We start from the raw sequence: 22,713 nt of genomic DNA on the forward strand, positions 1-22,713 counted from the left end.
GGAGCTCGCGGCGCACCCCTACAACTCCTCGGAAGCGCGCATGACCCGTGAAATTACGGACCGATTCAGGGAACAAGGCGACGAGCGGATCAATGCCGAGCTCGCCGCCGAAGGCCTCCCAAATCTCACTGAGGCAGGCAACGTAGTCGCCAGGGGACTCTGGTCGGTTGCCCGGCTCGAGCGGAAGAAGCGGGTCCTGCAGCGGAAGATTGCTCGCCGCAAGCGGTAACCGTTCCCCACAGCACGCGAGTTTCTTTGTTCGGCCCGCACGGGCACAGTCCGGAGGCGCGTGCCCGACCCCTCCCTGCTACTGTGCATGTCTGAAGGGCCGCCCGAGCGCGATGGTCGCGCGCCGGTCCAGGTTTCCGCGAGGAGGAACGCACATGCAGGGTGATCGGTGGCAGGCAGCAATGGTGGTGCCTCCTATTTCGGAGCACGCGGAGGGGCCGCTCTGGGATGAGGCGAACTCGCGCCTGATGTGGGTGGATCAGCACCGCGGCGTGATCCGCACGCTCGAATACGGGGAGGGTGGGCCTAGCGAGCTCGGCGTGATTGAGGTCGGGCGCTCAACAGGCGCAGTCGTGCCTGCCGCGGCCGGCGGATGGATGCTCGCGGCCGGCGATGGTTTCGCGCACCTCGACGAGAGCGGCAAAGTGACGCCCGTGGCCGCGGTGCTCCCGGCCGACGGCATCTCGCGGAGAATGAACGACGGCAAGGTTGACCCGCGCGGGCGATTCTGGGCTGGCACGATGGCGAACGACGTCACTCCCGGTGCGGGATCGCTCTACCGGCTCGACGCCGAAGGGGCGCGCGAAGTGCTCGAGGGCGTGACGATCTCGAACGGAATGGCGTGGTCGGCAGACGGCGGCACCATGTTCTACATCGATACTCCGACCGGGGAAATCCGCACCTTCAGCGAGGCTGCCGACGGCTCAGGCGAACTCGTGCGAAACGAGCTGACCATTCCGATCTCGGGCGAGGGCGGGCCGGATGGGATGTGCATCGACACCTCTGGCAACCTGTGGGTTGCGATCTGGGGCGCTTCGGCCGTGCACTGCTACTCGCAGGCGGGCGAGCTCCTCGGTGTCGTCGAAGTCGATGCCCCGCAGGCCTCGAGCTGCGCCTTCGGCGGGCCCGACTACGCCACGTTGTTTATCACGACCTCCCGCGACGGCTACGGCCCGGAGGAAGAGAAGCTCTTCCCGAACGCCGGGGCGATCTTCGCGGTGCAGACGGGGGCCGTGGGGCTCCCCGCCCACGCGTTCGCTGGGTAGCGCCTCACGCCTCTGCCGGGTGGCGCCGCTCGCCTGCGTCGGGTGGTGCCTCGCGCCTCCGCCCCGCGAGTGCCGCGCTGCCCCGCGGCGCTCGCGGGGCAGCGCTCAGATGTGGACTTTGCGCGTTAGATAAACATATAATGTGATTATTAACGCGCCAGTGTGCGCACATCTGACCACGACGAGGTGCACGAAGGAGGCTCGACGATGAGCCAGCGAGTCATTGAGCAACTACTGGCCTCGAGGGGTGCCGCGTGAGCGCCATCAACCTCGGCAGCACGGGGCTCGGGGACCGCGAGGCGCAGCCCGCGCACCGGCAGCAGCCCACACCCGCGAGCGAGCACCAGCCCGCGGCGGAACACCAGCCCCAGCCCGCACCCCGGCGCAGCGGCGCGTGGCTTGGCGACGGCGGCAAGAACGGGTTCATCGCCCGCCATCACCTGCGCCAGATGGGGCTGTCGGGCCGCCAGTTCGACGGTCGCCCGGTGATCGGGATCGCGAACACCTGGTCAGAGCTCACCCCCTGCAACGCGCACCTGCGTGAACTCGCCGAGGGTGTTCGCCGCGGCATCCACCAGGCCGGGGGCGTCGCGCTCGAGTTCCCGTTCATGTCGCTGGGGGAGCCCTTCATGCGGCCCTCCTCGATGCTGTACCGCAACATGGCGGCGATGGAACTCGAGGAGCTGATCCGCGCGAACCCGCTCGACGCCGTGGTCGTGCTCACCGGCTGCGACAAGACCACACCCGCGGGGCTCATGGGGCTCGCGAGCGTCGACCTGCCGGCGATCATGCTCACCGGCGGACCCATGCTCAACGGCCGCTTCCGTGGCCGCTCGGTTGGGTCGGGAACCGATATTTGGCGCATGACCGAGGCGCTGCGCGCTGGCGAGGTGACCCAGGAGGAGTTCACCGAATTCGAGTCCGGGCTCAACCGCTCTGCCGGGCACTGCATGACCATGGGAACGGCGTCGTCGATGGCCTCACTCACCGAGGCGCTCGGGATGCAACTGCCCGGGGCCGCCGCGCTTCCGGCGGTCGATTCGAGACGCACGGTGCTCGCCGAGGACACCGGTGCGCGCGCCGTAGAGCTCGCAGAGTCGGGCCTGCGCCCGTCGGAGATCATGACGCGCAGGGCCTTCGAGAACGCGATCAAGCTGAACAGCGCGATCGGCGGATCCACGAACGCGATCCTCCACCTGCTCGCGATCGCCGGGCGGCTAGGCGTCGACCTCACACTCGACGACATCGACCGCATCGGGCGCGAGGTGCCGCTGCTCGTCGACCTCATGCCGAGCGGCCGCTACCTCATGGAGGAGTTCGCGTACGCGGGCGGGATCCCGGCGCTCGTGACGGTGCTCGAAGACACACTCGATCTTGGAGTGATGACGGTGACCGGCAAGACGCTCGGCGAGAGCATGCTCGGGGCGAGAAACGACGACCCGGAGGTCATTCGGCCGCTCGACAGCCCGGTGCTGCCTGCCGGGTCCGGCACCGCGGTGATCAGGGGCAACCTCGCACCCGACGGCGCAGTGCTGAAGATCAGCGCGGCCGAGCCCCACCTGCTCGAGCACGAGGGCCCGGCAATCGTGTTCGACTCGCTCGAGGACTATATGGCGGTGGCTGAAGATCCTGATCTCGACGTGACCGAGCGCTCGGTCCTCATCGTCCGCAACTGCGGGCCGCGCGGATACCCCGGCATGCCGGAAGTCGGCAACCTGCCGCTGCCGAAGCGGCTGCTCGACCTCGGCATTCGCGACATGTTGCGCATCTCCGACGCGCGCATGAGCGGCACAGCCTACGGCGCGTGCGTGCTGCACGTCGCGCCGGAAGCTGCGGTCGGCGGCCCGCTCGCGCTCGTGCAGACCGGCGACATCGTGCGCATGAGCGTTGCGGATCGCGAGCTGAGCATGCTCGTCTCCGATGAGGAGCTTGACGCGCGGCGCGCGGCCTGGGCCCCGCCCGCCATCGAGCGCGATCGCGGGTGGACAAAAATGTACGTGGATCACGTCCTCCAAGCCGACAAGGGGGTCGACCTCGACTTCCTCGTTGGCAGGTCGGGGGATCAGGCTGAGAGGGTGGCGTTTTGACAGTCCGAGAGTACCCGGTATCCGGGATTTGCCCGGTTCTGGAGACCCCGTTCACCGCTGACGGCGAGGTTGACTACCCGGGGTTTGAGCGGCTTATCGACCACCTCGTGGGCATCGGGGTGCGTTCGGTGATGTACCCGGGCTTTGCTTCTGAGTTTCTCAAGCTGAGTGACGCGGAGCGCGACACGCTCACGACGCTGCTGCTCGACCGCACCCGCGATGTCGCCGGCTTCGTCGCGGTGATCTCGGTGCCCGACCACGCGCTGAAGCTCGCCGTCGACCGGGCCAGGAGCGCCGTGCGGCAGGGCGCGGGGGCGATCAACGTGCTGCCGCCGCACCAGCTGGGCCCGAGCAGCGCCGCGGTGCGGCAGCACGTCCAAGAGATCGCACGCGCGGTAGCCCCCACGCCCGTCGTGCTGCAGTATGCGCCCGCGCAGACCGGCACCGCGCTCGACGGTCCGATCATCGCCGAAATGGCACGGGAGTTTCCCAATATTTGCCAGGTCAAGGCTGAATCCACCCCACCTGGCGCGCTCATCTCGCAGCTGCTCGAGCAGACTCCGGCACTGTCATCGGTGGTCGGTTACGGCGGCGTGCAGCTCATCGACGCGCTTCGCCGTGGCGCAGTCGGGGCGCAGCCGGGCTGCTCGTTCACCGAGCTCTACCTCCAGCTGTGGGCCAACTGGCAAGCGGGGAGAGAGGACCAGGCGATCGCGCTCCACACGCGGATGCTGCCGTACATTTCGTACTGGATGCAGGGCGTCGAGCTGATCATTGCCGCGGAGAAGCGGATCTCGCGCCTGCGCGGCCTCATCGACTCAGAGCATTGCCGCGCTCCGGCGCGCGCGCTCGATGCTGAGGAGGAAGCGATGATTGCGCGCTTCCTCCGGGAGTTCGAGGCGGAGCTGAGCGTCGCGGGCGGTCAGGCGGGGACCAGGAGCGGAGGGCCTCATGAGTGAACGCAACGGTCCCGGGAACGACGTCGTCGGTCTCGGCGAGACGATGGTGCAGCTGGTGCCAGACGGCGCCCCCGGGTTCACAGACACCGACCGTGCGATGCTTCACCAGGCAGGCGCGGAATCAAACGTCGTGATCGGCCTGAGCAGGCTCGGCACCCGCACCGCGTGGGTGAGCCGGCTCGGTGACGACGCCTTCGGGGCCCGGATCCGCGACGCGCTCACCGCGGAGGGCGTCGACTGCGGAGCCGTCGCCGTTGACTCCGCAGCCCAGACCGGGCTCTTCGTGAAGGAGGTGCGGGGCGACACCCGGAAGGTGCACTACTACCGCAAGGATTCCGCGGCGAGCCGGATGACGCGCGCAGACGTCGAGCGCGCACTCGCACTTGAGCCGCGGGTGCTGCTCAGCAGCGGGGTCACCGCTGCGCTCTCCGGCAGCTGCGAGGCCGCGCTTCGGTTTGCGGTCGAGGCCGCGCCCGCGAGCGGGAGCGTGTTCGCCTTCGACGTGAACTACCGCCCGGTGCTGTGGCCAACGGTCGCGGAGGCCTCGGCCGTGCTGCGCGACATCGCCGAGGGCAGCGACCTGGTGTTCATCGGGCTCGACGAGGCCGAGGCGCTGTGGGGTTGCGAGACCCCCGACGAGGTGCGCCGCACGCTGTCCACGCCCGAAACCCTCGTCGTGAAGGACGGGCCGCGGGCAGCGACTGTCTACGCTGGCGGGCACCGAGAGGAGGTCCCTGCGCTGCCGGTCGAAGTCGTCGACGCGGTCGGCGCCGGCGATGCCTTCGCCGCCGGCTTTCTCTTCGGCACGCTGCGCGGCTGGGGCAGCGTCGACTCGGTCAAGGCCGGGCACCTCCTCGCTGCCGCCGCACTCGTGTCCACTACTGATCAGGGCGAAGCGATGAGCGCCGCTGAGCTCGAACACCGAATACGCGATCCCCGCACCTGGGGGCCGACACACGAAAGCCGAGGAGCGCACCATGATGAACGCTGAACTGTCGAACACCTACTTTGACGAGGCCTTTGCGAGCAACCGCGCGATGGGCATTCTCCGCGGGTATGACGCCGAGCAGACGCTGGCCCTCGCAACCCGGGCCTGGGACGCGGGCATCAGCCTCATCGAGGTGCCTCTGCAGAATGAGGAGAGCGAGCTGGCAATGCGAGCGTGCATCGCGGAGGCCGCGAACCGCGGAGTGCAGGCCGGCGCGGGCACGATCATCAGCACCGAGCTGGTCGAGCGTGCGGCCGCGGCCGGGGCGGCGTTCACCGTGGCGCCGGGCCTCGACCTCGCGGTGGCGGCGCGCAGCATCGAGCTCGGAATGCCGCACCTGGCCGGCGTCGGCTCAGCCACCGAGGTGCAGCAGGCCTCGCTGGCCGGCCTGCGATGGCTCAAGGCGTTCCCGGCGCGCGAGCTCGGCGCTTCGTGGATCACCGCGATGCGGGGGCCGTTCCCCGATGTGCGCTTCGTCGCGACCGGCGGAATCGACGGCGACAACGCCGAGACGTTCCTCGACGCGGGCGCGGGTGCTGTGTCCCTCGGCGGGGTCTTCGCTCAGCTCAGCGACGAGCAGCTGCAGGGCATGCGGCGGCCCTAAGGGGCTCTTCACGATTGAAGGTGTAGACCTCCGCGACGAAGAACGCTCAACACCCATGACCTCAGCGAGGTCATGAGGTTTCTACGGAAAATCACTCCTGACTTCGCTGAGGACATGTCTTGTGAGCGAATCAGGGGACGTGTGCCCTCTCCCTGGAAACGTGGTGACCGTAGCGAGAAGGGGTTTCGCCCCGGGCCTATTGGCGCGGAGGAACCCCGACCAGCGCAACCGACAGCCGCGGGCACTTCGCGCCCTTGCCATGCAGCGCAGATGGGCGCGTGCCGTGTGCCTGTCGCAGCTCCCCAGATGCGTTCGTCGCGTCAGGTGATTCTGGCCTTTCAGAGAGTGGGGCAATGCCGCACTCGTCACGGACTCCCCGCCGATGCCCCACACCTCCAACTGTGAAGAGCCCACTAAGGTCGCGCGCGGGCCTATCGAGTCGGTGCGGCAGGGGCGCGGCAGACTCGGAAGAAGTCACGGATGTCGGCGACCACACGGGACGGCTCTTCCAACGCCGCGAAGTGCCCTCCCCGGTCTGGAACATCAGTCCAGCGTGCGGTGTTGAATTGTCTGTCGTGAAACGCTCGGATTGCGACGTCGTGCGCAAACGAGATGACGCCAACGGGGGTCGCAGGAGCACAGGTGGTGCGGGACCCCCGGACGACTGTGCGTACACGACATCGGCCGCGGAGCCAGCACCATTGGTGAACCGGCACGGACACGCGCTGTCGAACACGAAACGAGGCCCGAGCACGTCGACGCCGTCTTTCTCTGGGCGGATGCGTCCAGCCCTGAAGCTTGTCGTACATCCAAGCGAGCGTGGCAAGGGGACTGTCTGCGGCCATGGCGCCGATGCCCCATGGCCTGGTCGACTGAATCGAAATGTACCCCGATTCGCTGACTGCAAATGCTTGAATGCGTCGCAAGCGATCGCGTTCTAGCAGCGAGAAAGCCGCAACCTGCCCCGCGTCGAGCCCCTCGGGGAAAGCAAGCGATCCGCGGATATGCATGCCGAGGAGCCTGTTAGGTACTGCGCGAGCAATCTCGACGGCGACCAGCGCACCGTAGTCCCCACCCTGCACCGCGAACGTCTCGTACCCCAGCCGATCCATGAGGTCAACGTATGCGGCTGCGACGCGGTGTGGACTCCAGCCGTCGTCGCTGCGGGGCGATCTCACGTGTAGCGAGTGAATGTGCTGCCCAGCGATGCGTGTGAGGATCTGAGGATGCCGGTTGATCCGAGCCTCGCTCGCTCGCCAATCGTGTACGCCCCACCGCGAGACCAGGTCTTTCAGACATGCACAGGCACCCCTGGCCTCCAACTATCGTGCGGAGGGGGAGTGGCAAACCGCGGGCCGCCGAGGCGCTCGCGGAGGTCGTGCAGGTCGGCTTCCGGGATGGAGAGCCGGAAGGGGGCGAATCTCTTCATTGAGGTGTGAGGCAAACCTGTCACAATACTCCCGAGTGTTCCGGCCAGAATCCGGCCGGAGTGACGGGAAAGGTCCCGCATGGAAAGCACAACCGCTCGCGTACTCGAGCTGCTGTCGTTGCTGCAGTCGCGACGGGAATGGACTGGCCCTGAGCTCAGTGCCAGGCGTGAGATCAGTGAACGAACTCTGCGGCGTGATATTCACGACCTGCCGATGGCGTCCACTGCCCCGGATGTCGCTCTCGACACAGTTGCCGCTGCGCTGGTACTTGGTTGCCTACGATCTCGAGAAGCGAGCGTGGCGTACGCTGCGTCTCGATCGGGTCGTCAGGGTGGTCAAGCTGCGCGAGCTCTTCGCTGCTCGGAATATCCCGGATCACGCAGTTCGGCGCTTTGCGCTACGTAATACTGCCGTTGCCCCATACCCCTACACGGCTCGGGTGCGGATCCGCGCGACGGCGGACGTCACCGCGAAACGCCTTGACGCGGCCGCGGTAAACATCAGTGATGGCGGCGACGGAACGTGCGTGCTCGAGGCAGTCGGTAGGTTCAGATCGGACAGCCGATGAGCGGTTTGCGACGGAAAATGTGCTCGGGTTCGTGCCGTGTGCCGTTTAAGGATGACGCAACTCAGCACACCCGACGCCGGTGTACGAGCAACCTATTGTGGGGATCCCCCGCGCGACCGAAGCCGGGGGCCTCCCTCTCGCTGTTGCGTCTGCAGCGCGCCCCTCGCGAGCGCAGCACCGAGTATCGCGCCGATCGAGTTTGCGAGCAGGTCGTTCGTTGAGCAGCTCCGCCCGAGCACCGGAATGAGCGCCTGCGTCATCTCGATGGCGACCGAGATGGCGATCGCCGCGGCCGCGGCGACGAGCGGTCGACGCAGCAGCAACGCCATGAGGTACGCCAGCGGAACGAAAAGCACAACGTTTGCGAACGGCTCTGGGGCGCTCGGGAGAGGCAGCGTCCACTCGATCATGCAAGACACATCGGTGGTGCGACCGCTTGGAAGAAATACGATTGCGAGCAGCACCCCGCAGTACGCGGAGAGCAGCCAAACAGCGAGGCGGTGTCGGGGCAGCAACCACCTGCCGATGGCGGGACTGAGCACGATACAGGTCGCCAGCACGACGGGGGCGAGCCACGGGTAGATGACGAGCAGCGTTGCAAACACGAGTGCGTCTCCTTCTATCCGTCGGCGTCTAGCTCTCGGCCGCAGCGGCGCGCTGCGGCCGCAGAATAAAGAACCCGAGCACGATCGCGCCGACCGTGAGCGCGATGCCGCCGAACAACACCGACCCGCGCAGCCCAAAGAGTGAGCCGAGTACGGCCACGCTCAGGCCGCTGAACGTCATCATGCCGGGGCCGAACATCGTGTACGCACCGATCACCCTGCCGCGCTCGTCGTCGGGGGCGCGCAGCTGCACGATGCTCATCTCGGTCGCGTCGGCCGTGATGCGGGCGACGCCGCCGATGAGCAGGGCAATGACCGCGACCGGGTAGACGGAGCTCGTGGCAAACACGATCGTGGTGACCCCGAGGATCGTCGCCGCGATGACCGCGGTGCGCGCGGTCGTGGGGACGCGGCCGGTGGCTTCGAGGAGGAAGCCGCCGATCACGCCGCCCGCGCCGTTTGCAAACAGCAGCACCCCGTAGGCGAGACCCGCGGAGCCCGCGCCGAGGCTCTCGGCAAAGTTCGGCATTGCGTTCTGGATCACGGAGCCGATGGTCGCGGCGCTCAGGGCCGACAGCAGGATCATGCCGAGCAGCTCGCGGTCGCGGCGGATGGTGCGCAGCACGCCGAACGCCGAGAAGAAGGTCATTCGTTTGTCGGTCGAGCGGGCCGGTGCTGGGCTCGCCGCTGCTGGCGCTGCCGTGGCATCTGTCCGGTCGATCCGCACGAACCACAAGAAGACCGTGAGCGGCAGATAGAACAGGATGTTCACGAACATCCCGATCGCGGGGCCGAGGCCGAGGAGCAACAGCGAGCCGACGATGGGGCCCGCGAGGAACGCGAGCGAGCGGAAGGTCGCGTTCATCCGGATCGCGCCCGGGAGCTGCTTCGGGCCCGCGAACTTATAGAGCAGCAGCTGCTCGGCGGGCATCCAGAGGCAGCCGGCGAGCCCGTGCAGCACGAGGAGTACGCAGGCGTGCCAGAGCTCGAGCGTGCCGGTGAGGAAGAGGATCCCCCACGCGGCTGACACCGACATGAAGAGGGCCTGCCCGACCTGGATCACGCGGCGCGGATCGAAGCGCTCCGCGAGCGCGCCCGCGGCAACAGAGAACAGGAGATAGGGCAGCCAGTGGCTCACGATCTGGAAGCCGACGAGCCACGGCGAGTGGAAAGTCTGCCAGAGCACCCAGTAGGCCAGAACGTGCTCAATGTTGTCTGCCATCATCGACAGCGACGCGCCCCCAATATAGGGGCCGGAGCGGCGGTCACGGAGTGCTCCGAACCTTCGTGGTCGGTCTTCGGGCACCTCAACGCTATTCATCAGACCTCACTGTAGCAATGAGCGCCAGTCTCCCTCAGGATCGGTGGGATTTCGGCGTTTACACTTGAGGGATGCACGCTGATACGCCTCACGGAGCGGCGAGTCGGGAATGGGATCTCGCGCTCGTTCATGGGCGACCCGAGCCGCTTCCCGCGCCCTACCGGTTTCTTGACGCGTACGTGCGCGCCGGAGCCGTGCTCGGCGACGAGCTGCTGCGGTTTTCGCTCCGTTCGGCCGAGGCATGGTTTCTGGTTGAGCTGCGAGCGCGGGAGACGGAGCTTGGGCCGGACCGGATCCGCGTCTCCCTGACCCCGCTGGCCGGCCCGCCAGCCGAGCTGTCGGTGCGGGAGCTTGAGATCGGCACGCTCATCTCGGCCGGTCTTGGCGACAAAGCGATCGCTGCGAGGCTCGGCACGAGCGCCCGAACTGTGTCAACGCAGGTGAGTAGGCTGCTTGCGAAGCAGGGGCTCGAGAGCCGCTCTGCGCTTGCCTCAGCGTTCGCGGCAGGCGGCTATCACCTACTGCCGGTGGTGGGGCGCGCGATCTCGTCGGCGACAGTGCCCGCGCTGCGCCTCGACGCCCTCGTGCGGGAGCCGTCCGGGCCCGCGATCGCAGAGGCGAGGCCGACGCGGCCCGCCCCGCTGCGCATCGGGCTGCTCGTGACGACCGGCGCGTTCAGCGACGACGGGACCGAGGCGGCGCAGGGCGCCGAGCTCGCGCTCGCGGAGGTGGCCGCGAAGCAGCGCGGGCCGGGCTGGCGGCCGTTCGAGACCGTGCAGATCACGATCGATCCGCTCTCGCCCGAGTCGGTGACGTCAGGCCTCGCCCGACTCGAGGCGGAGGATGTCGACGCGGTGCTCAGCACCTATGCGAGCGCGCTGGATCCGCGGATCCTCGACTTCGCCGCCGAGTTCGGGCGGCCATTTCTGCACACCAACTCGTGGTCCGAGTCGGCGCATCTCGTGGAAGAGGAGCCGAGCCGCTACGCCCACCTCTTCCAGACCTCGCCGACGGAGCACTCCTATACGGCGGGCCTCACCGCCTACCTACGCGAGGCCGCGGAGTCGGGCAGGCTGCGGGCACCGCGGATCTCGGTCATCGAGCTCGACGGGTACGGTTGCAGCGTCACCGGACCGGAGCTGCTGAACGCGCTCGACGGCACGGGGATCGTGCTGAGCGGGGCGGTTCGGGTCGGCCTCTCGGTGCCCGATGCGGATCGCGTCGCGCGTGATGCACTCGCGCACGACCCCGCGCTCGTGGTCGTCTCCCACCTCAGTGTCGACGTTGCGATCGGTATTCAGCGCGCGATCAGGCGGATCTCGACGACGACGCCTGTCTACCACCTGTATACGCCGTCGATTCCACGGTTCTTCGAGGAACTGGGCGATGACGCGGAGGGGCTCGTGTGGTCGACGACTACCGGGCGCACGACCGATGCGCTTGGCGACCGGTTCTCCGCCGGCTACCGGAATTCGTTTGGGGTCGCGCCGGGATGGAGCCAGTCGAGTGCCTCATATGATCAGGCACAGATGCTCGCACGCGCATTCGTGTATGCGGGATCGCGGCGGCCCGCCGACGTCTCCGAGGTGTTGCGTAGTGTCGTGCACCGCGGGGTGAACGGCACCTATGACCTGGGAACCCCGAGCCAGACGGTCGCGGGATACCCGCGCGACTCCTCGGACCGCTCGCTCGCGACGCCGTACGTCACCTACCGCTATCGCGGCGGGCGCATGAGCGTGCTGCCGTCGCGCGGCTAGAGGATCGCCTGGCCGCCGTCGACGGGAAGCACGACGCCCGTGATGTACGCCGATTCGGGCCCGGCGAGGAACAAGCACGCCGCCGCGACCTCTTCGGCGGTGCCGGCGCGGCGAAGCGGAACGCGCGATGCGAAGAACGCGTCGGAGGCCTCGGGGTCGTTGGTGAGTGTCGTCATCGCCGTGTCGATCACGCCGGGCGCGACTGCGTTGGTGCGGATGCCGGCGGAGCCAAACTCCGCGGCAAGTTGCCTCGTGAGCGAGGTGACGGCACCCTTCGAAGCTGAGTAGGCCGCACTCGGCTCGCGGTCGTCGCCGCGCACGGCCCCGACACTCGAGAGCAGCACGACCGAGCGGTCGCCCGAGCGCGGGGCCATCGCGCGTGCGCCCTCGCGCGCGACGAGGAAGCTGCCGCGCGCGTTGATGCCGAGCACGCGATCCCACGCGGCCGCCCCCGTTTCGAGGAGCGGCGTGACGGCGTAGACGCCGGCGCTGTGCACGAGCGCGTCCGGCCCCGCCGGCCAGTGCTCCGCAACGCGGGCGAAGGCTGCGACGACCGCCTCCTCGTCAGAGACATCGCAGCCGATGATCGGCACGGGCCCGGAGTCGCCCTCGAGGTGCGGCAGGTCGAGCCCAAGCACCTCCCAGCCGCGGGCAAGGGCACCGCGGGCGACGGCGGCACCGATGCCTGAGGCCGCCCCAGAGACGACGAGGCGGTATGGCGCGTCAGGCGCGGTGGGATGGATCATGAAACCTGTACTCCTCCGTTGATGTTCAGTGTCTGGCCCGTAATGTAGCCGGCCCGATCAGAGAGCAGGAAGGCCACACCTCCGGCGATGTCCGCTGGGCTGCCGTGCCTGGCGAGCGGGACCAGGTCACGCACGAGGCGCTCCTGCTCGGCGAAGTTGGTTCCCGCGCGCTCGGCGCGTGACCGAAGCTCCTCGCGGTGCATCTCCGTCATGATGTATCCGGGGGCGACGGCGTTCACCGTGATCGCGGGCGCAAGCTCGACTGCGAGCGCGTGGGTGAGGCCCGTCACGGCACCCTTCGACGAGATGTACGCGGCTGCGCCTGCGACGGGCTGCTGCGCGAACAGCGAACCGAGGAAGACGATGCGGCCGCGGCCGCCGGTGCGGAGCATCTGTTCGGCCCCGAAGCGGGCGGCGTGCAGAGATCCGCCGTAGTTGATATCCATGACGCGCTGTATCGCGGCGGCAGAGGTGTCGAGCATGCTCGTGTCTGGCCCGCCGACGCCGGCGTTCGCGACCACCGCGTCGAGGCCGTCGAACCGAATCGCGACGGCATTGATCGCGTCGCGCATCGCGGCCTCGTCGCTCACGTCGCACGCGATCGGGAGCACCTCGGGTGAATCGGTGAACGCCTCGGTGACTGACGGGTCGGCGTCGAGCACGCCAACCGACCAGCCGTCGGCGACGAGCGCGTCGACAACGGCCCGGCCGATACCGTTCGCGCCGCCCGTGACGACCGCAACGGGGGCCCGGCCAGTGTCGTGTGTTGGTGGTCGCATCGCGCACCTCTCAGAATCACCGTGCTGGGGCACCCAGTCAGGGCACCACAGTAAGTCAAACGGGCATGCGCTGGTCTGGGCAATCAGCAAAAGTGCGTATTGTGCTGCCGGGAGTCTCCGGTGGGGCTGCGCGTCTTCGCGCGGTTGCGTCGCACTGCGTAATAATACGGATTGAGGGGGCCTGCCGGATCGGCGAGTGTTGCTGTTGCGCTCGCGAAGTAGTCGAGCAATCCTCCAAGAAAGGACTTACAGCGATGTCGTCCTCGCAACTTGCGACCCTCGTCACCCCATCGTCCAACCCCGGGGCGCTCCGCCGCACCCTCGGGCTGCCCGCGCTCGTCATCTTCGGCCTGAGCTTCATGTCTCCCGTCGCGGTATTCACGACCTTCGGGCTCATCAACCAGCAAACCGAGGGGCTGCTGCCGGCAACCTACCTCCTGGCAACGCTTGCGATGCTGCTCACCGCCTACAGTTACGGGCGCATGGTCGTCGCGGTGCCCGCCGCGGGCTCCGCCTACCGCTACGCGACCCACGCGTTCGGTCCGAAGACCGGGTTCATGACGGGGTGGACCCTCATGCTCGACTACCTGTTCCTGCCGATGGTGAGCTTCCTCCTCGCTGGCGTTTACCTGAACTCGATCATCCCGACCGTCGAACCGTGGGTGTTCAGCCTCGGGCTGCTGCTTCTCGTGCTCGTGCTCAACGTACTCGGCGTGAAAGTCGTCAGCCGCGTCTCTGCGCTCATTCTCGGCGTCACCGTCGTCGTGATTGGGATCTTCGTGATCCTCGGCTTCAGCAACTCGCAGGCCGTTCCCGGAGAAGCCCTCGCGTCGTTCACCCCGACCACCGAACAGTTCCCGCTTATCGTCGGCGGTGCTGCGATCCTCGCCTTCAGCTTCCTCGGCTTCGACGGCATCTCCACGATGGCGGAGGAAGCGAAGAACCCCCGCAAGACCGTGCCGCGCGCGACCGTCATCGCGACCGTGCTCGCCGGCCTCATCTTCGCGGTCGTCGCCTGGGCGGGCAACCTCGCCCACCCCGCAACGAACTACGAAAACCCCGACGCCGCGGGCGTCGAGATCATGGTGCAGCTCGGCGGCCAGATCTTCGGAGTAATCTTCGTGATCGTCTATGTGCTCGGCTGCTTCGCGTCGGCGATGGTGTCGCAGGCCAGCGTGGCCCGGATCCTGTTCTCGATGGGCCGCGATCGGGTGCTGCCGCGACAGCTCGCGTTCCTTCACCCGACGCGCAAAACCCCGGTGGTCGCGCTGTGCCTTGTCGCCGTCGTCGCGCTGCTGTCCACTGTGCTCACGATCGAGCAGGCCGTCGTCATGATCAACTTCGGCGCGCTCGCCGCCTTCTCCATGGTGAACCTCAGCGTGATCAAGCACTACCTCATCAACGAGCGGCAGCTCGGCCTCGGCTCGCTGATCCGCCACGGCCTCATCCCGCTGCTCGGCTTTGTCGTGACCGCGTGGCTGTGGACGAGTCTCACAGGGATCGCCTTCATCGTCGGCTTCATCTGGATGGGCCTCGGGCTCGTGTACCTCCTCGTGAGCACCCGCGGGTTCCGGCGACCGCTCGCGCCCGTTGACTTTAGCGAAGATCAGGCCTGAGCCGGCACCTGCCGGACGAAAGTGAGATGAGCTCGGTGATTAAGTACCCGGGAAACGCGCGCTTCGGGGCGTCGGTCTCGTTCGATTTTGATGCCGAGGAGGTGTGGATCGGTGAGCAGCCGGAGAACGCGCACAGGCCGGGGGTCCTCTCGCAGGGGGCCTATGGCGCGCGCGTAGGGGTTCCGCTGATCCTCGACCTGCTCGCCGAACACGGCGTCCGCGCGACGTTCTTCGTCTGCGGGAAGGACGCGCTGCGTCACCCGGATGCGGTGCGAAGCATCATTGCGGCCGGGCACGAGATCGGCCATCACGGGCACTCGCACACCTCGCCGACGGCGCTCGACCGCGACGCCGAACGCGCCGAGCTCATTGACGGGCTCGCGGTGCTCCGCGAGCTGGGGGCAGACGTACGCGGCTACCGGTCACCGAGCTGGGAATTTTCACCGCACACCCTCGAACTCCTCACTGAGCAGGGCTTCGAATACTCGTCGAACCTACTCAACGACTTTCGCCCGTACCGCCACGCAAGCCACCCGCTCGCAGAGGTTCCCGTCTCGTGGATTCTCGACGATGCGCCGCACTTCTGGTTCGCGAACGACACGTGGGAGAAGACAATCCGTTCACCGCGCGAGGTCTGGGAGGTCTGGCAACCGGAGATTGACGGGATCGCGAGGCTCGGCGGCCACGTGATGCTCACGTACCACCCGATGCTCTCCGGGCGGCCCTCGCGGCTCGGCTTCATCGCGCAGGCGCTCACCCACCTCCGCGACGCTGGTGCCTGGATCGGCACGGTTGGCGAGGTCGCGCAGCTGCCCGGGCTCGAGACCGTGGCGGGCGCGCTGCCGGCCCCCGAAGCGCCGGCACGGCTCGCGCCAACGAATGAGCAGGAGATGAACCGATGAGCACCTTCCCCAGGATCCGAGTATCTGGTGGCCCCGCTGAGCGCGGCCACCAGTACGGTGAGCGCGCTGCCACGCAGATCGCGCACTCCCGCAGTGTCTACGAGGCAGCCTTTGCTGCGAAGGGCATCTCGTGGGATGAGGCACTCACCCGGTCCGCGCGCTTCGAGGCACCGATCCGGGAGCGGCTGCCGCACATCTGGGAGGAGATCGAGGGGATCGCAGCGGGTTCGGGCCTTTCGACCGCCGACGTGCTCGCGCTGAACTGCCGCACGGAGATCCTGTGGAGCGCTGTCACCGCCCCGCCCCGCGGCGAGTGCAGCTCGTTCGCGATCGAGCCCACGCACACGAGCGACGGCTCGACGCTCGTCGGGCAGAACTGGGACTGGCTCGAGGGCAGCGTCGATTCCGTCGTCGTGCTGGAGGTCGACCGGGAGGACGGCCCGAACTACGTCACGATTGTCGAGGCAGGGCTGCTCGGCAAGACGATGCTCAATGAGGCGGGGATCGCGATGTGCGTGAACACGCTCGTCACCTCAGCGGACGGCGTGGCCGACGGCATCCCGTTTCACGTCATGCTGCGCGCGCTCGCCGACAGCGAGCGAGTGTTTGACGCGGTGCTCACGCTCGGCCAGCTGCCGCGCGCCTCGTCGGGGAACTACGTCTTGGCCGGGGCAGACGGCACGATCCTGAATATTGAGGCGGAACCCGGTGGCCCGGAAGGCGTGCACCCGATTATTGCGGAGCACGGGCGGGTGCTCCACACGAATCATTTCCGCTCGCCGCTCGTGAACGGCACCGAACGCGCGACGGTGACGATGGCAGACAGCTACGTGCGCCTTGGCCGCCTCGACGCGCTGATTCCGACGCCGCTTGGGCCGGTCTCGCGCGAGCAGCTCAGCACGGCACTCGCCGACCACCGGGACGCTCCGGGAGCGATCTGCTGCCACCCGGATCCGCGGGATCCCGCGGCGTCGCAGTGGTCGACGGTGATGTCGGTGATCATTGACGTCGCCGAGCGCACGCTGCTGCTCAGCGAGGGGAGGCCGTGCGAGACACCGCGGGCCTCAGCCGACTACTCGGGGTTCCTCGGGCGGGGAACGAGCGCGCTGCGCTAGCTCGCGCTGGGAGCGCGCTCGCCGCCCTGCTGTAACGCTGCGGGGCGTGCCCTCCCCGCAGCGTTACAGCAGGTCGCCCCCGTGGGGGTTGAGCTGCATCTCGTGCGCATCCGCATACTCCGCGAGCGCATATGCCTCCTGCCAGACGAGCTCACTCTCGGTCGCGTAGTCGAGCACCAACTGGAGCGCCGCAAACGGTGGCACCGGTGCCAACTCGTAGCGTCCGACGTCCAAGCCCCTGAGGTGCTCAGGGAGCTCGCTGGTGACGCCCTCGCACACGGGCGACACGATCCCGAGCTGGTGGCTGAACACACACATGACGACCTGTGTGCGCTCGCCGCCCGCGGGGAAGGTCCCCTTCAGGAGCGCCGGCGAGACCGCGACGAAGCCGCCTGCGAGCAGTGCCTGCCGGAGGGCCTGCCGCTGCTCCCGCACCGGGCTAGGGGCAAGCGCGTCGAGGGCGGTCAGCTCGAGCGGAGACCCCGAATTGATGATCGCCGCGCACTCCTCGGGAACGAAGGCATCGAGTTTGCCGGTCGCCACCGTCCACGGCTCGGGCATCGCTGAGAGCCGATCGACGAACTGGGAGATCGGCTCCTGACTTTCCTCAGACGGAATCATCGGGAGAAACACGGCAGCTGAGCCCGCAGCCGAGCTGTGGATCATCCAGCGGACGACCGAGTTCTCGCCCGCGATCCAGTTGCCCTGCGCGGTGGTGACCTCGGGCACCGCAGCGCTGATCGCAGCGGCGAGGTCTTGCGGGTCGCCGGGGCCGTAGGCCACAAAGTAGAGCCCCATGTTGAGCATGGCCTGATGCACGTTGTGGGCGTCGCCCTGCGGTTAGCCCGCGGGCGGGTTGACCTGCCGGTGCGGCGTGATCTTGCCGTTTTCTTGCAGCGCTGTGGCGACGAGCTCGGCTGCCCTGCCCGATGCGAACCAGTCGGCGACGAGCGCCTCGGCTATAGCAACGCCGCTGAACTCGAGACCAAAGACAACGTCCCAGAGCGCGTCATTGTCAAACCCGCTCGTGCGCACCACCTCATCAAACTCGGCCGACGGGTCTGGCTTTCCAACATTCACGGTGTACTGCGTCGCGGACATGATGAACAGCCGGTGGATCAGCGTGACCGCCTCGAGCTCGTCGATGTCTGAGCGGGGCACTCCAAGCACTCCCGGCACGGCGTCGAGCTGCGCTGAGATCGAGGGCACCGGGCCGTTACGTTCGACGTAGAGGGTACGAATGCGCTCGACGGTCGCGCGTGGCTGCGGAGCGGGTTTCTTCGAGAACCATCCCATCGCGGGCTCCTAGTTCTCGCGCTTGCAGTGCGGGCAGTTCCAGCGGCCTCCAGCCTTCGCGAAATGGGGATCGATGTAGAACGCGCCGCCGCAGTGCGAGCAGGTGACGCGGCTCTGGTGTCCGCCCTGGGCACTGATCGTTCCGGTGTACATAGCCATGTGTGGGTCCTTTCAAGCAAAACTGTGGGTTGTCACGCTCAGCAAAGCACGCAGTCAGGTTTCCGCGAATCGTTCCGGAGAGGAACCGGAACTCTCCGGAATTCCCGAATGCGGGATCTGTGACCTGCAGCCTGTGAATTCCCAGCGCGTGCGGCCACGACCGAGCCCGGCACCCCACCCGCCGGGCAATCCTTGGAGCTTCCTTGGAGCGCGCGGGGGAGCCTTGAATGTGGTGTCGCTGCCCTCGTGCGATCGGGTGGCGGTGCCTCCAGCGACCACCCGACCACGCAGCACGAACGGACACCCTATGCACGATGCCCCACCTCTCGAGACTCCGGATACAGTTGGCCGGCCTCGCATGAGTCGGCGGAGACGAAAGCGGCTCGCGACCGTGATCTCCCTCAGCGTGGTGGGCGCGCTGCTGCTCGGCGGAGCCGCGGTCGCCGTCGTCTGGCACCGCGCCACAGACAGCATCGTGCGCTCGGAGTTCACGCTGCCGCAGGTGGCGGAGATCGTGAACGCGGATCCGGGGGAGCAGAACGTGCTCATTATGGGCATGGACAGCCGGGTCGACCAGAACGGCAACCCGCTGCCTGACGGCGTGTACGAGGCACTGCACGCAGGAGGGGCAGACGACGGCGGCTACAACGCGAACGTACTCATGCTCCTGCACATCCCCGAGGACCGCTCGAAGACCGTTGGAATCTCGATCCCGCGCGACGACTACGTCGAGATTCCCGGTGCCCCGCTCGGCGTGGGTTACACGAAGATCAAGGAAGCGTACGGGCTCGCGATGCAGGAAGAGATGAACGAGCTCACCTGGCAGACCGAGGAGGATCTCAGCGCGGAAGAGGTGTATCACCGAGCGCGCGCGGCCGGCCGGCAGGCTCAGATCGAGACGGTCTCACACTTTCTCGGCGACGTCAGGATCGATCATTTTGTCGAAATGACCATGGGCGGTTTCTTCCATGTGGCCGAGGCCGTCGCACCGGTGTCGGTATGCCTGAATCAGGCGACGGAGGATTTCTACTCGGGGGCGAGCTTTGCGGCCGGGGTGCAGGAGATCGACGCGCAGCAGGCGATGAGCTTTGTACGGCAGCGCCGCGACACGGGAATCGACGGGCCGTACCTCACCGATCTTGACCGGTCGAGGCGGCAGCAGGCCTTCCTTGCTGCGCTCGCGGAGAAGCTCAGAGACAAGAGCACCCTCATGAACCCCAAGACCATCTGGTCACTCGTCGACGTCACGCAAAAGCACGTTGCGCTCGACGCGGACTTCGACGTGCTCGGGTTCATGCAGATCGCGAACGACGTCGCCCAGCACGGCGCGCACTTCATCACGCTCCCCATTCTCGAGTTCGGGGAGGTCAACGGTGCCGACGTCAACTTCGTCGACGTCGATGAGATCCAGCGCATTGTCGCCTCCGTGCTCGACGGCACGTACTTCGACGCGCCCGTCGAGGTCCCCGGCGCGGTGACCGCCGACCCGGAGGATCCCGAGGCAGATGCGGCCGCGCAGGATGAGCCGGCCGCAGTACCCGAAAACGAGGCAGCACCGGAGGCGGCTGAGGGACCCGAAACGGCCGAGCCGGTTCCCGGAACCGCAAGCTACGACTCGTGGGAGGAGCCGATCCGGGCTGGATCCATCCCCTGCGTGAACTGAGAATGGGTGCGCGATGAGGCAGCAGACCGTGATCCTCGACCAAGCCGTGGAGAGCCGATGGGCGATCGTTCCGGCCCGGCCCGGCAGGCTCAGGAACCTTACGATCGTGTTGCTCAGCGTCGTGCTGCTGCTCGTCGCCGTCGGCGTGCTCATGGTGCAGTCAGCGAGTCAGGTGGTGGCGATCTCCGCGGGCAGGCACCCGCTCGAAGGGGTGCTGCGGCAGGGCAGCTATGCGGCGCTCGGGATCGCGCTCATGCTTGGAATCAGCCGCATCCCGACAGCCGTGCTGCGGCGATACTCGTGGCTGCTGCTGCTCGGCGGATTCGCGCTGCAGGCACTCGTGTATTCGCCGCTCGGTTACGAGGCCGGCGGCAACCGCAACTGGCTGCGGCTCGGGCCCGTCTCGATGCAGCCGGCGGAGTTCATGAAGTTCGTGTTGCTCCTCTGGGTGTCCGCGGTGATCGCGAACAAGGCGCGGCTGCTCGACCGGTGGCCCCACGTGGTGATCCCGATCCTGCCCGTTGTCGCCGCGTCGATGTTCATCAACATCCTCGGCGGTGATCTGGGTACGCTCGTGATCCTCGCAGCGCTCGTCTTCGGCTGCCTGTACTTCTCGCAGGTGCGGTTGCGGATCCTCGCGGGGATCGCAGGGGTCGCGGCGCTCGGGATCACCGCCATGACCCTCGTGAAACCCAACAGGGTCGTGCGGATCATGCACTTCTTCGAGGTCGACTGCCTCACGGACGCGGAGCACGCCTACGCCGGCTGCTGGCAAACCCTCAACGGCTTCTGGGCGCTCGCCAACGGCGGGGTGCTCGGGGTGGGCGTCGGCAACTCGACGGCGAAGTGGCACTGGCTCCCAGAAGCGGAGAACGACTTCGTGTTCGCGATCCTCGGCGAAGAACTCGGGTTCCTTGGCGCGATGGTGGTGATCCTCGCCTTCGTGACGCTCGCAACCGTGCTCATGGGACTCATGGCGTGCTGCCAGACACCGTTCGCTCGCGCGGTGCTCGGCGGCCTCTGCGCGTGGATCACCGCGCAGATGATCGCGAACGTCTCGGTCGTGCTCGGGTTCATCCCCGTGCTCGGGGTGCCGCTCCCGTTTATTTCGGCGGGCGGTACCTCGCTCCTCTCGCTCCTCATGGCCGTCGGCGTCGTGCTCGCCTGTGTGCGTGAGGCCGCCAACGCCCGCGAAACGGACGAGGCGCGCGCCGCAGGTTCCGGCGATCTTGCATAGCTGGGTCCAGGCAAACGTGCGACAGTGGACTCCATACGGGTACGCGGGGCCGGCGACCGGTCCCGGGAAGAGGAGGTTTGAGATGGCTCGGTCTCAACCCAGCTCCCGCGAACTTCCAGACGAGGCCGCCTACCGCAGGTCGGCAGCGCGGATCGGCTGGCAAGTGATGGCGGTGTGCGCGGCGCTCTTCGTGGTCGGCGGCGCAGTGATCCTGGCGTTCGTGTTCTGGCAGACGACCCCGGGAGAGGCGAACAAGGCCCCGCAGCCCGGTGAAATCGAAGTGCGGCTCGACCCCGGAGAGCTCATGCTCGCCGCCACGCTCCTCGTGCTCGGGGCAGTGCTCTGCGCGGGCCTGGCCGCGCGGGTGATCGCGCGGCGGGCGGTGCAGCCACTCGACGCGGCCTTCCGGCTGCAGCGGCGCTTCATCGCAGATGTGAGTCACGAGCTGCGCACCCCACTCGCGGTGATCGACGCGCGAGCACAGCAGCTCGCGGCTCTCACCCCGGCGGGTGACTCCCGGCAGACGGTGCTCACCGAGCTGCGGCAAGACGCGCGAATCATGACCGAGGTAATTGAAGAGATGCTCGACACCGCGTCAGGTGCCGCGCAAGCGCGGGGCAGCGCCGCCCTCGACGAGGCAGTCGCCGCAGTCGCCCGAGACCTCGGCGACGTCGCCCGGCAGTTTGACGTGAATATCACGCACAGGAGCGACAGACTCACGGTCGCGCTTCCCGCGACGGTGCTGCGGCGCTGCCTCGTCGCGGTGGTTGACAACGCGATCGACCATTCGCCGGCCGGTGGCACCGTCTCCATTACGGGCGAGAAGCGTGGGGCCGAAGCGGTCGTGCGAGTGCGCGACGAGGGCAGCGGCATCCAGGGGATCACCCCCGCGCGGGTATTCGACCGCTTCGCGCAGGGGGCGGCACCGGACACGCCGCGCGGCAGCGCGCGCAGGAGCCGCGGCATCGGGCTCGCCCTCGTGCGTGAGCTCTGCGCCGCGCACGGCGGGCGGGTGCGCGTCGCGCGCTCCGGCCCCGAGGGCACGGAATTCGAACTGCTGCTTCCGCTTGCGAGCGGGGAGGAAGCCAAGTGAAGCTCAGATTGCTGGTGGTGGAGGACGATCCGCGGCTCGGGCCGATCATCCGCGACGTGCTCGCCGCGGATTGGGAGGTCGAGCTCGTCGCGAGCGCCGAGGCTGGCGCGGTGGCTGCTGCATCCCGCCACTTCGACGCCTTCGTCGTCGACCGGGGCCTTCCCGGTATGAGCGGCGACGACTGGGTGCGGGAGCTGCGTGCGCGGCGGGTGCAGACGCCGATCCTCTTGCTCACCGCACTCGGCCAGCTCCACGACAGGGTGGACGGGCTCGACGCCGGCGCAAACGACTACCTCGTGAAGCCCTTCGAATTTGCGGAGCTCAACGCGAGGCTCCGGGCGCTCACTCGCCGCTACGACGCTGGCGGGCGAGTGCTCGACATCGGGGAGTGGGAGTTCTCGCCCGACGAGCAGTGGATCGAGTCCCCGTACGACGGCCGGATCACGCTGACAGCAACCGAGAGCGCGCTGCTCGCCGCGCTCGCCGCCGAGCCGGAGCGTACGTTCTCACGCGA

Annotated in this window: 23 protein-coding genes and 1 pseudogene; 16 read left to right on the forward strand and 8 right to left on the reverse strand. The window is 67.7% G+C overall.

Annotated features, from left to right (window positions below):
• The first annotated feature begins 40 nt into the window (after positions 1–40).
• The 6 genes from ACI1US_RS11935 (at position 41) to ACI1US_RS11960 (ending at position 5,912) form a co-directional block, all read left to right on the forward strand.
• Complete coding sequence (locus tag ACI1US_RS11935) at positions 41–229, forward strand: hypothetical protein (RefSeq protein WP_461640665.1); 189 nt, start codon at positions 41–43, stop codon at positions 227–229.
• 154 nt (positions 230–383) lie between these two features.
• A complete protein-coding gene (locus ACI1US_RS11940; RefSeq protein ID WP_461640666.1) occupies positions 384–1,274 on the forward strand; it encodes an SMP-30/gluconolactonase/LRE family protein in 891 nt (296 codons plus the stop codon).
• Between the two features lie 254 nt (positions 1,275–1,528).
• Positions 1,529–3,361 (forward strand): IlvD/Edd family dehydratase, encoded by a 1,833-nt coding sequence (locus ACI1US_RS11945; RefSeq protein WP_461640667.1) that lies wholly within the window; start codon positions 1,529–1,531, stop codon positions 3,359–3,361.
• Complete coding sequence (locus ACI1US_RS11950; RefSeq protein ID WP_461640668.1) at positions 3,358–4,320, forward strand: dihydrodipicolinate synthase family protein; 963 nt, start codon at positions 3,358–3,360, stop codon at positions 4,318–4,320. Before ACI1US_RS11945 ends, ACI1US_RS11950 begins: the two co-directional genes overlap by 4 nt.
• Positions 4,313–5,311, forward strand: a complete 999-nt coding sequence (locus ACI1US_RS11955; protein ID WP_461640669.1) for a sugar kinase — start codon at positions 4,313–4,315, stop codon at positions 5,309–5,311. Before ACI1US_RS11950 ends, ACI1US_RS11955 begins: the two co-directional genes overlap by 8 nt.
• Positions 5,298–5,912, forward strand: a complete 615-nt coding sequence (locus tag ACI1US_RS11960) for a bifunctional 4-hydroxy-2-oxoglutarate aldolase/2-dehydro-3-deoxy-phosphogluconate aldolase (RefSeq protein ID WP_461640670.1) — start codon at positions 5,298–5,300, stop codon at positions 5,910–5,912. Before ACI1US_RS11955 ends, ACI1US_RS11960 begins: the two co-directional genes overlap by 14 nt.
• 431 nt (positions 5,913–6,343) lie before the next feature.
• Here ACI1US_RS11960 and ACI1US_RS11965 read toward each other — a convergent pair whose 3' ends face one another.
• Positions 6,344–7,234, reverse strand: a complete 891-nt coding sequence (locus ACI1US_RS11965; RefSeq protein WP_461640671.1) for an epoxide hydrolase N-terminal domain-containing protein — start codon at positions 7,232–7,234, stop codon at positions 6,344–6,346.
• A gap of 186 nt (positions 7,235–7,420) precedes the next feature.
• Here ACI1US_RS11965 and ACI1US_RS11970 point away from each other — a divergent pair.
• A pseudogene (locus tag ACI1US_RS11970) lies at positions 7,421–7,552 on the forward strand (HTH domain-containing protein); the annotation flags it as partial.
• Positions 7,553–7,574: 22 nt separating this feature from the next.
• Complete coding sequence (locus ACI1US_RS11975; protein ID WP_461640672.1) at positions 7,575–7,910, forward strand: WYL domain-containing protein; 336 nt, start codon at positions 7,575–7,577, stop codon at positions 7,908–7,910.
• A 92-nt stretch (positions 7,911–8,002) separates the two neighbouring features.
• Here the strand turns inward: ACI1US_RS11975 and ACI1US_RS11980 are convergent, their stop codons facing one another.
• Both ACI1US_RS11980 and ACI1US_RS11985 read right to left on the reverse strand, forming a co-directional pair.
• On the reverse strand, positions 8,003–8,515 hold the full coding sequence (locus tag ACI1US_RS11980; protein ID WP_461640673.1) for a VanZ family protein: 513 nt from the start codon (positions 8,513–8,515) through the stop codon (positions 8,003–8,005).
• A gap of 28 nt (positions 8,516–8,543) precedes the next feature.
• On the reverse strand, positions 8,544–9,836 hold the full coding sequence (locus tag ACI1US_RS11985) for an MFS transporter (RefSeq protein WP_416550151.1): 1,293 nt from the start codon (positions 9,834–9,836) through the stop codon (positions 8,544–8,546).
• Between the two features lie 71 nt (positions 9,837–9,907).
• Between ACI1US_RS11985 and ACI1US_RS11990 the strand changes: the two genes are divergently transcribed.
• Positions 9,908–11,593: an ABC transporter substrate-binding protein gene (locus ACI1US_RS11990; RefSeq protein WP_461640674.1), complete on the forward strand. Its 1,686-nt coding sequence runs from the start codon at positions 9,908–9,910 to the stop codon at positions 11,591–11,593.
• Here the strand turns inward: ACI1US_RS11990 and ACI1US_RS11995 are convergent.
• Both ACI1US_RS11995 and ACI1US_RS12000 read right to left on the reverse strand, forming a co-directional pair.
• Positions 11,590–12,339, reverse strand: a complete 750-nt coding sequence (locus ACI1US_RS11995) for an SDR family NAD(P)-dependent oxidoreductase (protein ID WP_461640675.1) — start codon at positions 12,337–12,339, stop codon at positions 11,590–11,592. The genes ACI1US_RS11990 and ACI1US_RS11995 overlap by 4 nt on opposite strands.
• On the reverse strand, positions 12,336–13,118 hold the full coding sequence (locus ACI1US_RS12000; protein WP_461640676.1) for an SDR family NAD(P)-dependent oxidoreductase: 783 nt from the start codon (positions 13,116–13,118) through the stop codon (positions 12,336–12,338). The genes ACI1US_RS11995 and ACI1US_RS12000 overlap by 4 nt, the downstream gene beginning before the upstream one ends.
• Positions 13,119–13,372: 254 nt before the next feature.
• Between ACI1US_RS12000 and ACI1US_RS12005 the strand changes: the two genes are divergently transcribed.
• The 3 genes from ACI1US_RS12005 to ACI1US_RS12015 are packed head-to-tail and all read left to right on the forward strand — an operon-like array spanning position 13,373 to position 16,751.
• Positions 13,373–14,734 (forward strand): APC family permease, encoded by a 1,362-nt coding sequence (locus ACI1US_RS12005; protein WP_461640677.1) that lies wholly within the window; start codon positions 13,373–13,375, stop codon positions 14,732–14,734.
• Positions 14,735–14,760: 26 nt separating this feature from the next.
• Positions 14,761–15,636: a polysaccharide deacetylase family protein gene (locus ACI1US_RS12010; RefSeq protein WP_461640678.1), complete on the forward strand. Its 876-nt coding sequence runs from the start codon at positions 14,761–14,763 to the stop codon at positions 15,634–15,636.
• On the forward strand, positions 15,633–16,751 hold the full coding sequence (locus ACI1US_RS12015) for a C45 family autoproteolytic acyltransferase/hydolase (RefSeq protein ID WP_461640679.1): 1,119 nt from the start codon (positions 15,633–15,635) through the stop codon (positions 16,749–16,751). The genes ACI1US_RS12010 and ACI1US_RS12015 overlap by 4 nt, the downstream gene beginning before the upstream one ends.
• A gap of 63 nt (positions 16,752–16,814) precedes the next feature.
• Here ACI1US_RS12015 and ACI1US_RS12020 read toward each other — a convergent pair whose 3' ends face one another.
• From ACI1US_RS12020 to ACI1US_RS12030, 3 genes are read right to left on the reverse strand one after another with little or no spacing between them, the layout of a single operon-like run.
• Positions 16,815–17,570: a hypothetical protein gene (locus ACI1US_RS12020; protein WP_461640680.1), complete on the reverse strand. Its 756-nt coding sequence runs from the start codon at positions 17,568–17,570 to the stop codon at positions 16,815–16,817.
• Positions 17,571–17,591: 21 nt separating this feature from the next.
• A complete protein-coding gene (locus ACI1US_RS12025; protein ID WP_461640681.1) occupies positions 17,592–18,047 on the reverse strand; it encodes a hypothetical protein in 456 nt (151 codons plus the stop codon).
• Positions 18,048–18,056: 9 nt separating this feature from the next.
• Complete coding sequence (locus ACI1US_RS12030; protein ID WP_461640682.1) at positions 18,057–18,206, reverse strand: hypothetical protein; 150 nt, start codon at positions 18,204–18,206, stop codon at positions 18,057–18,059.
• A 358-nt stretch (positions 18,207–18,564) separates the two neighbouring features.
• On the opposite strand from ACI1US_RS12030, the gene ACI1US_RS12035 reads away from it, so the two are divergent.
• From ACI1US_RS12035 to ACI1US_RS12050, 4 genes are all read left to right on the forward strand, one after another.
• The gene (locus ACI1US_RS12035) at positions 18,565–19,869 is read left to right on the forward strand and encodes an LCP family protein (RefSeq protein ID WP_461640683.1); all 1,305 of its coding nucleotides are present in this window, start codon (positions 18,565–18,567) and stop codon (positions 19,867–19,869) included.
• A 13-nt stretch (positions 19,870–19,882) separates the two neighbouring features.
• On the forward strand, positions 19,883–21,106 hold the full coding sequence (locus tag ACI1US_RS12040; protein WP_461640684.1) for an FtsW/RodA/SpoVE family cell cycle protein: 1,224 nt from the start codon (positions 19,883–19,885) through the stop codon (positions 21,104–21,106).
• A gap of 82 nt (positions 21,107–21,188) precedes the next feature.
• Positions 21,189–22,199, forward strand: coding sequence for a sensor histidine kinase (locus ACI1US_RS12045; protein WP_461640685.1), 1,011 nt, complete (start codon positions 21,189–21,191; stop codon positions 22,197–22,199).
• Positions 22,196–22,713, forward strand: a 518-nt coding sequence (locus ACI1US_RS12050; RefSeq protein WP_461640686.1) for a response regulator transcription factor, incomplete at its 3' end; no start/stop codon positions are given. The genes ACI1US_RS12045 and ACI1US_RS12050, both read left to right, overlap by 4 nt.

This window comes from Leucobacter sp. BZR 635 (assembly GCF_048061935.2).
In the GTDB taxonomy this organism is placed as follows: domain Bacteria; phylum Actinomycetota; class Actinomycetes; order Actinomycetales; family Microbacteriaceae; genus Leucobacter.

Excerpts from the sequence above, each read along its gene's own strand:
- ACI1US_RS11935 (WP_461640665.1), top strand. The coding sequence starts at position 41 with ATGACCCGTGAAATTACGGACCGATTCAGGGAACAAGGCGACGAGCGG.
- ACI1US_RS11940 (WP_461640666.1), top strand. The coding sequence starts at position 384 with ATGCAGGGTGATCGGTGGCAGGCAGCAATGGTGGTGCCTCCTATTTCG.
- ACI1US_RS11955 (WP_461640669.1), top strand. The coding sequence starts at position 4,313 with ATGAGTGAACGCAACGGTCCCGGGAACGACGTCGTCGGTCTCGGCGAG.
- ACI1US_RS11960 (WP_461640670.1), top strand. The coding sequence starts at position 5,298 with ATGATGAACGCTGAACTGTCGAACACCTACTTTGACGAGGCCTTTGCG.
- ACI1US_RS11975 (WP_461640672.1), top strand. The coding sequence starts at position 7,575 with ATGTCGCTCTCGACACAGTTGCCGCTGCGCTGGTACTTGGTTGCCTAC.
- ACI1US_RS11985 (WP_416550151.1), bottom strand. The coding sequence starts at position 9,836 with ATGAATAGCGTTGAGGTGCCCGAAGACCGACCACGAAGGTTCGGAGCA.
- ACI1US_RS11990 (WP_461640674.1), top strand. The coding sequence starts at position 9,908 with ATGCACGCTGATACGCCTCACGGAGCGGCGAGTCGGGAATGGGATCTC.
- ACI1US_RS11995 (WP_461640675.1), bottom strand. The coding sequence starts at position 12,339 with ATGATCCATCCCACCGCGCCTGACGCGCCATACCGCCTCGTCGTCTCT.
- ACI1US_RS12000 (WP_461640676.1), bottom strand. The coding sequence starts at position 13,118 with ATGCGACCACCAACACACGACACTGGCCGGGCCCCCGTTGCGGTCGTC.
- ACI1US_RS12005 (WP_461640677.1), top strand. The coding sequence starts at position 13,373 with ATGTCGTCCTCGCAACTTGCGACCCTCGTCACCCCATCGTCCAACCCC.
- ACI1US_RS12010 (WP_461640678.1), top strand. The coding sequence starts at position 14,761 with ATGAGCTCGGTGATTAAGTACCCGGGAAACGCGCGCTTCGGGGCGTCG.
- ACI1US_RS12015 (WP_461640679.1), top strand. The coding sequence starts at position 15,633 with ATGAGCACCTTCCCCAGGATCCGAGTATCTGGTGGCCCCGCTGAGCGC.
- ACI1US_RS12025 (WP_461640681.1), bottom strand. The coding sequence starts at position 18,047 with ATGGGATGGTTCTCGAAGAAACCCGCTCCGCAGCCACGCGCGACCGTC.
- ACI1US_RS12030 (WP_461640682.1), bottom strand. The coding sequence starts at position 18,206 with ATGGCTATGTACACCGGAACGATCAGTGCCCAGGGCGGACACCAGAGC.
- ACI1US_RS12035 (WP_461640683.1), top strand. The coding sequence starts at position 18,565 with ATGAGTCGGCGGAGACGAAAGCGGCTCGCGACCGTGATCTCCCTCAGC.
- ACI1US_RS12040 (WP_461640684.1), top strand. The coding sequence starts at position 19,883 with ATGAGGCAGCAGACCGTGATCCTCGACCAAGCCGTGGAGAGCCGATGG.
- ACI1US_RS12045 (WP_461640685.1), top strand. The coding sequence starts at position 21,189 with ATGGCTCGGTCTCAACCCAGCTCCCGCGAACTTCCAGACGAGGCCGCC.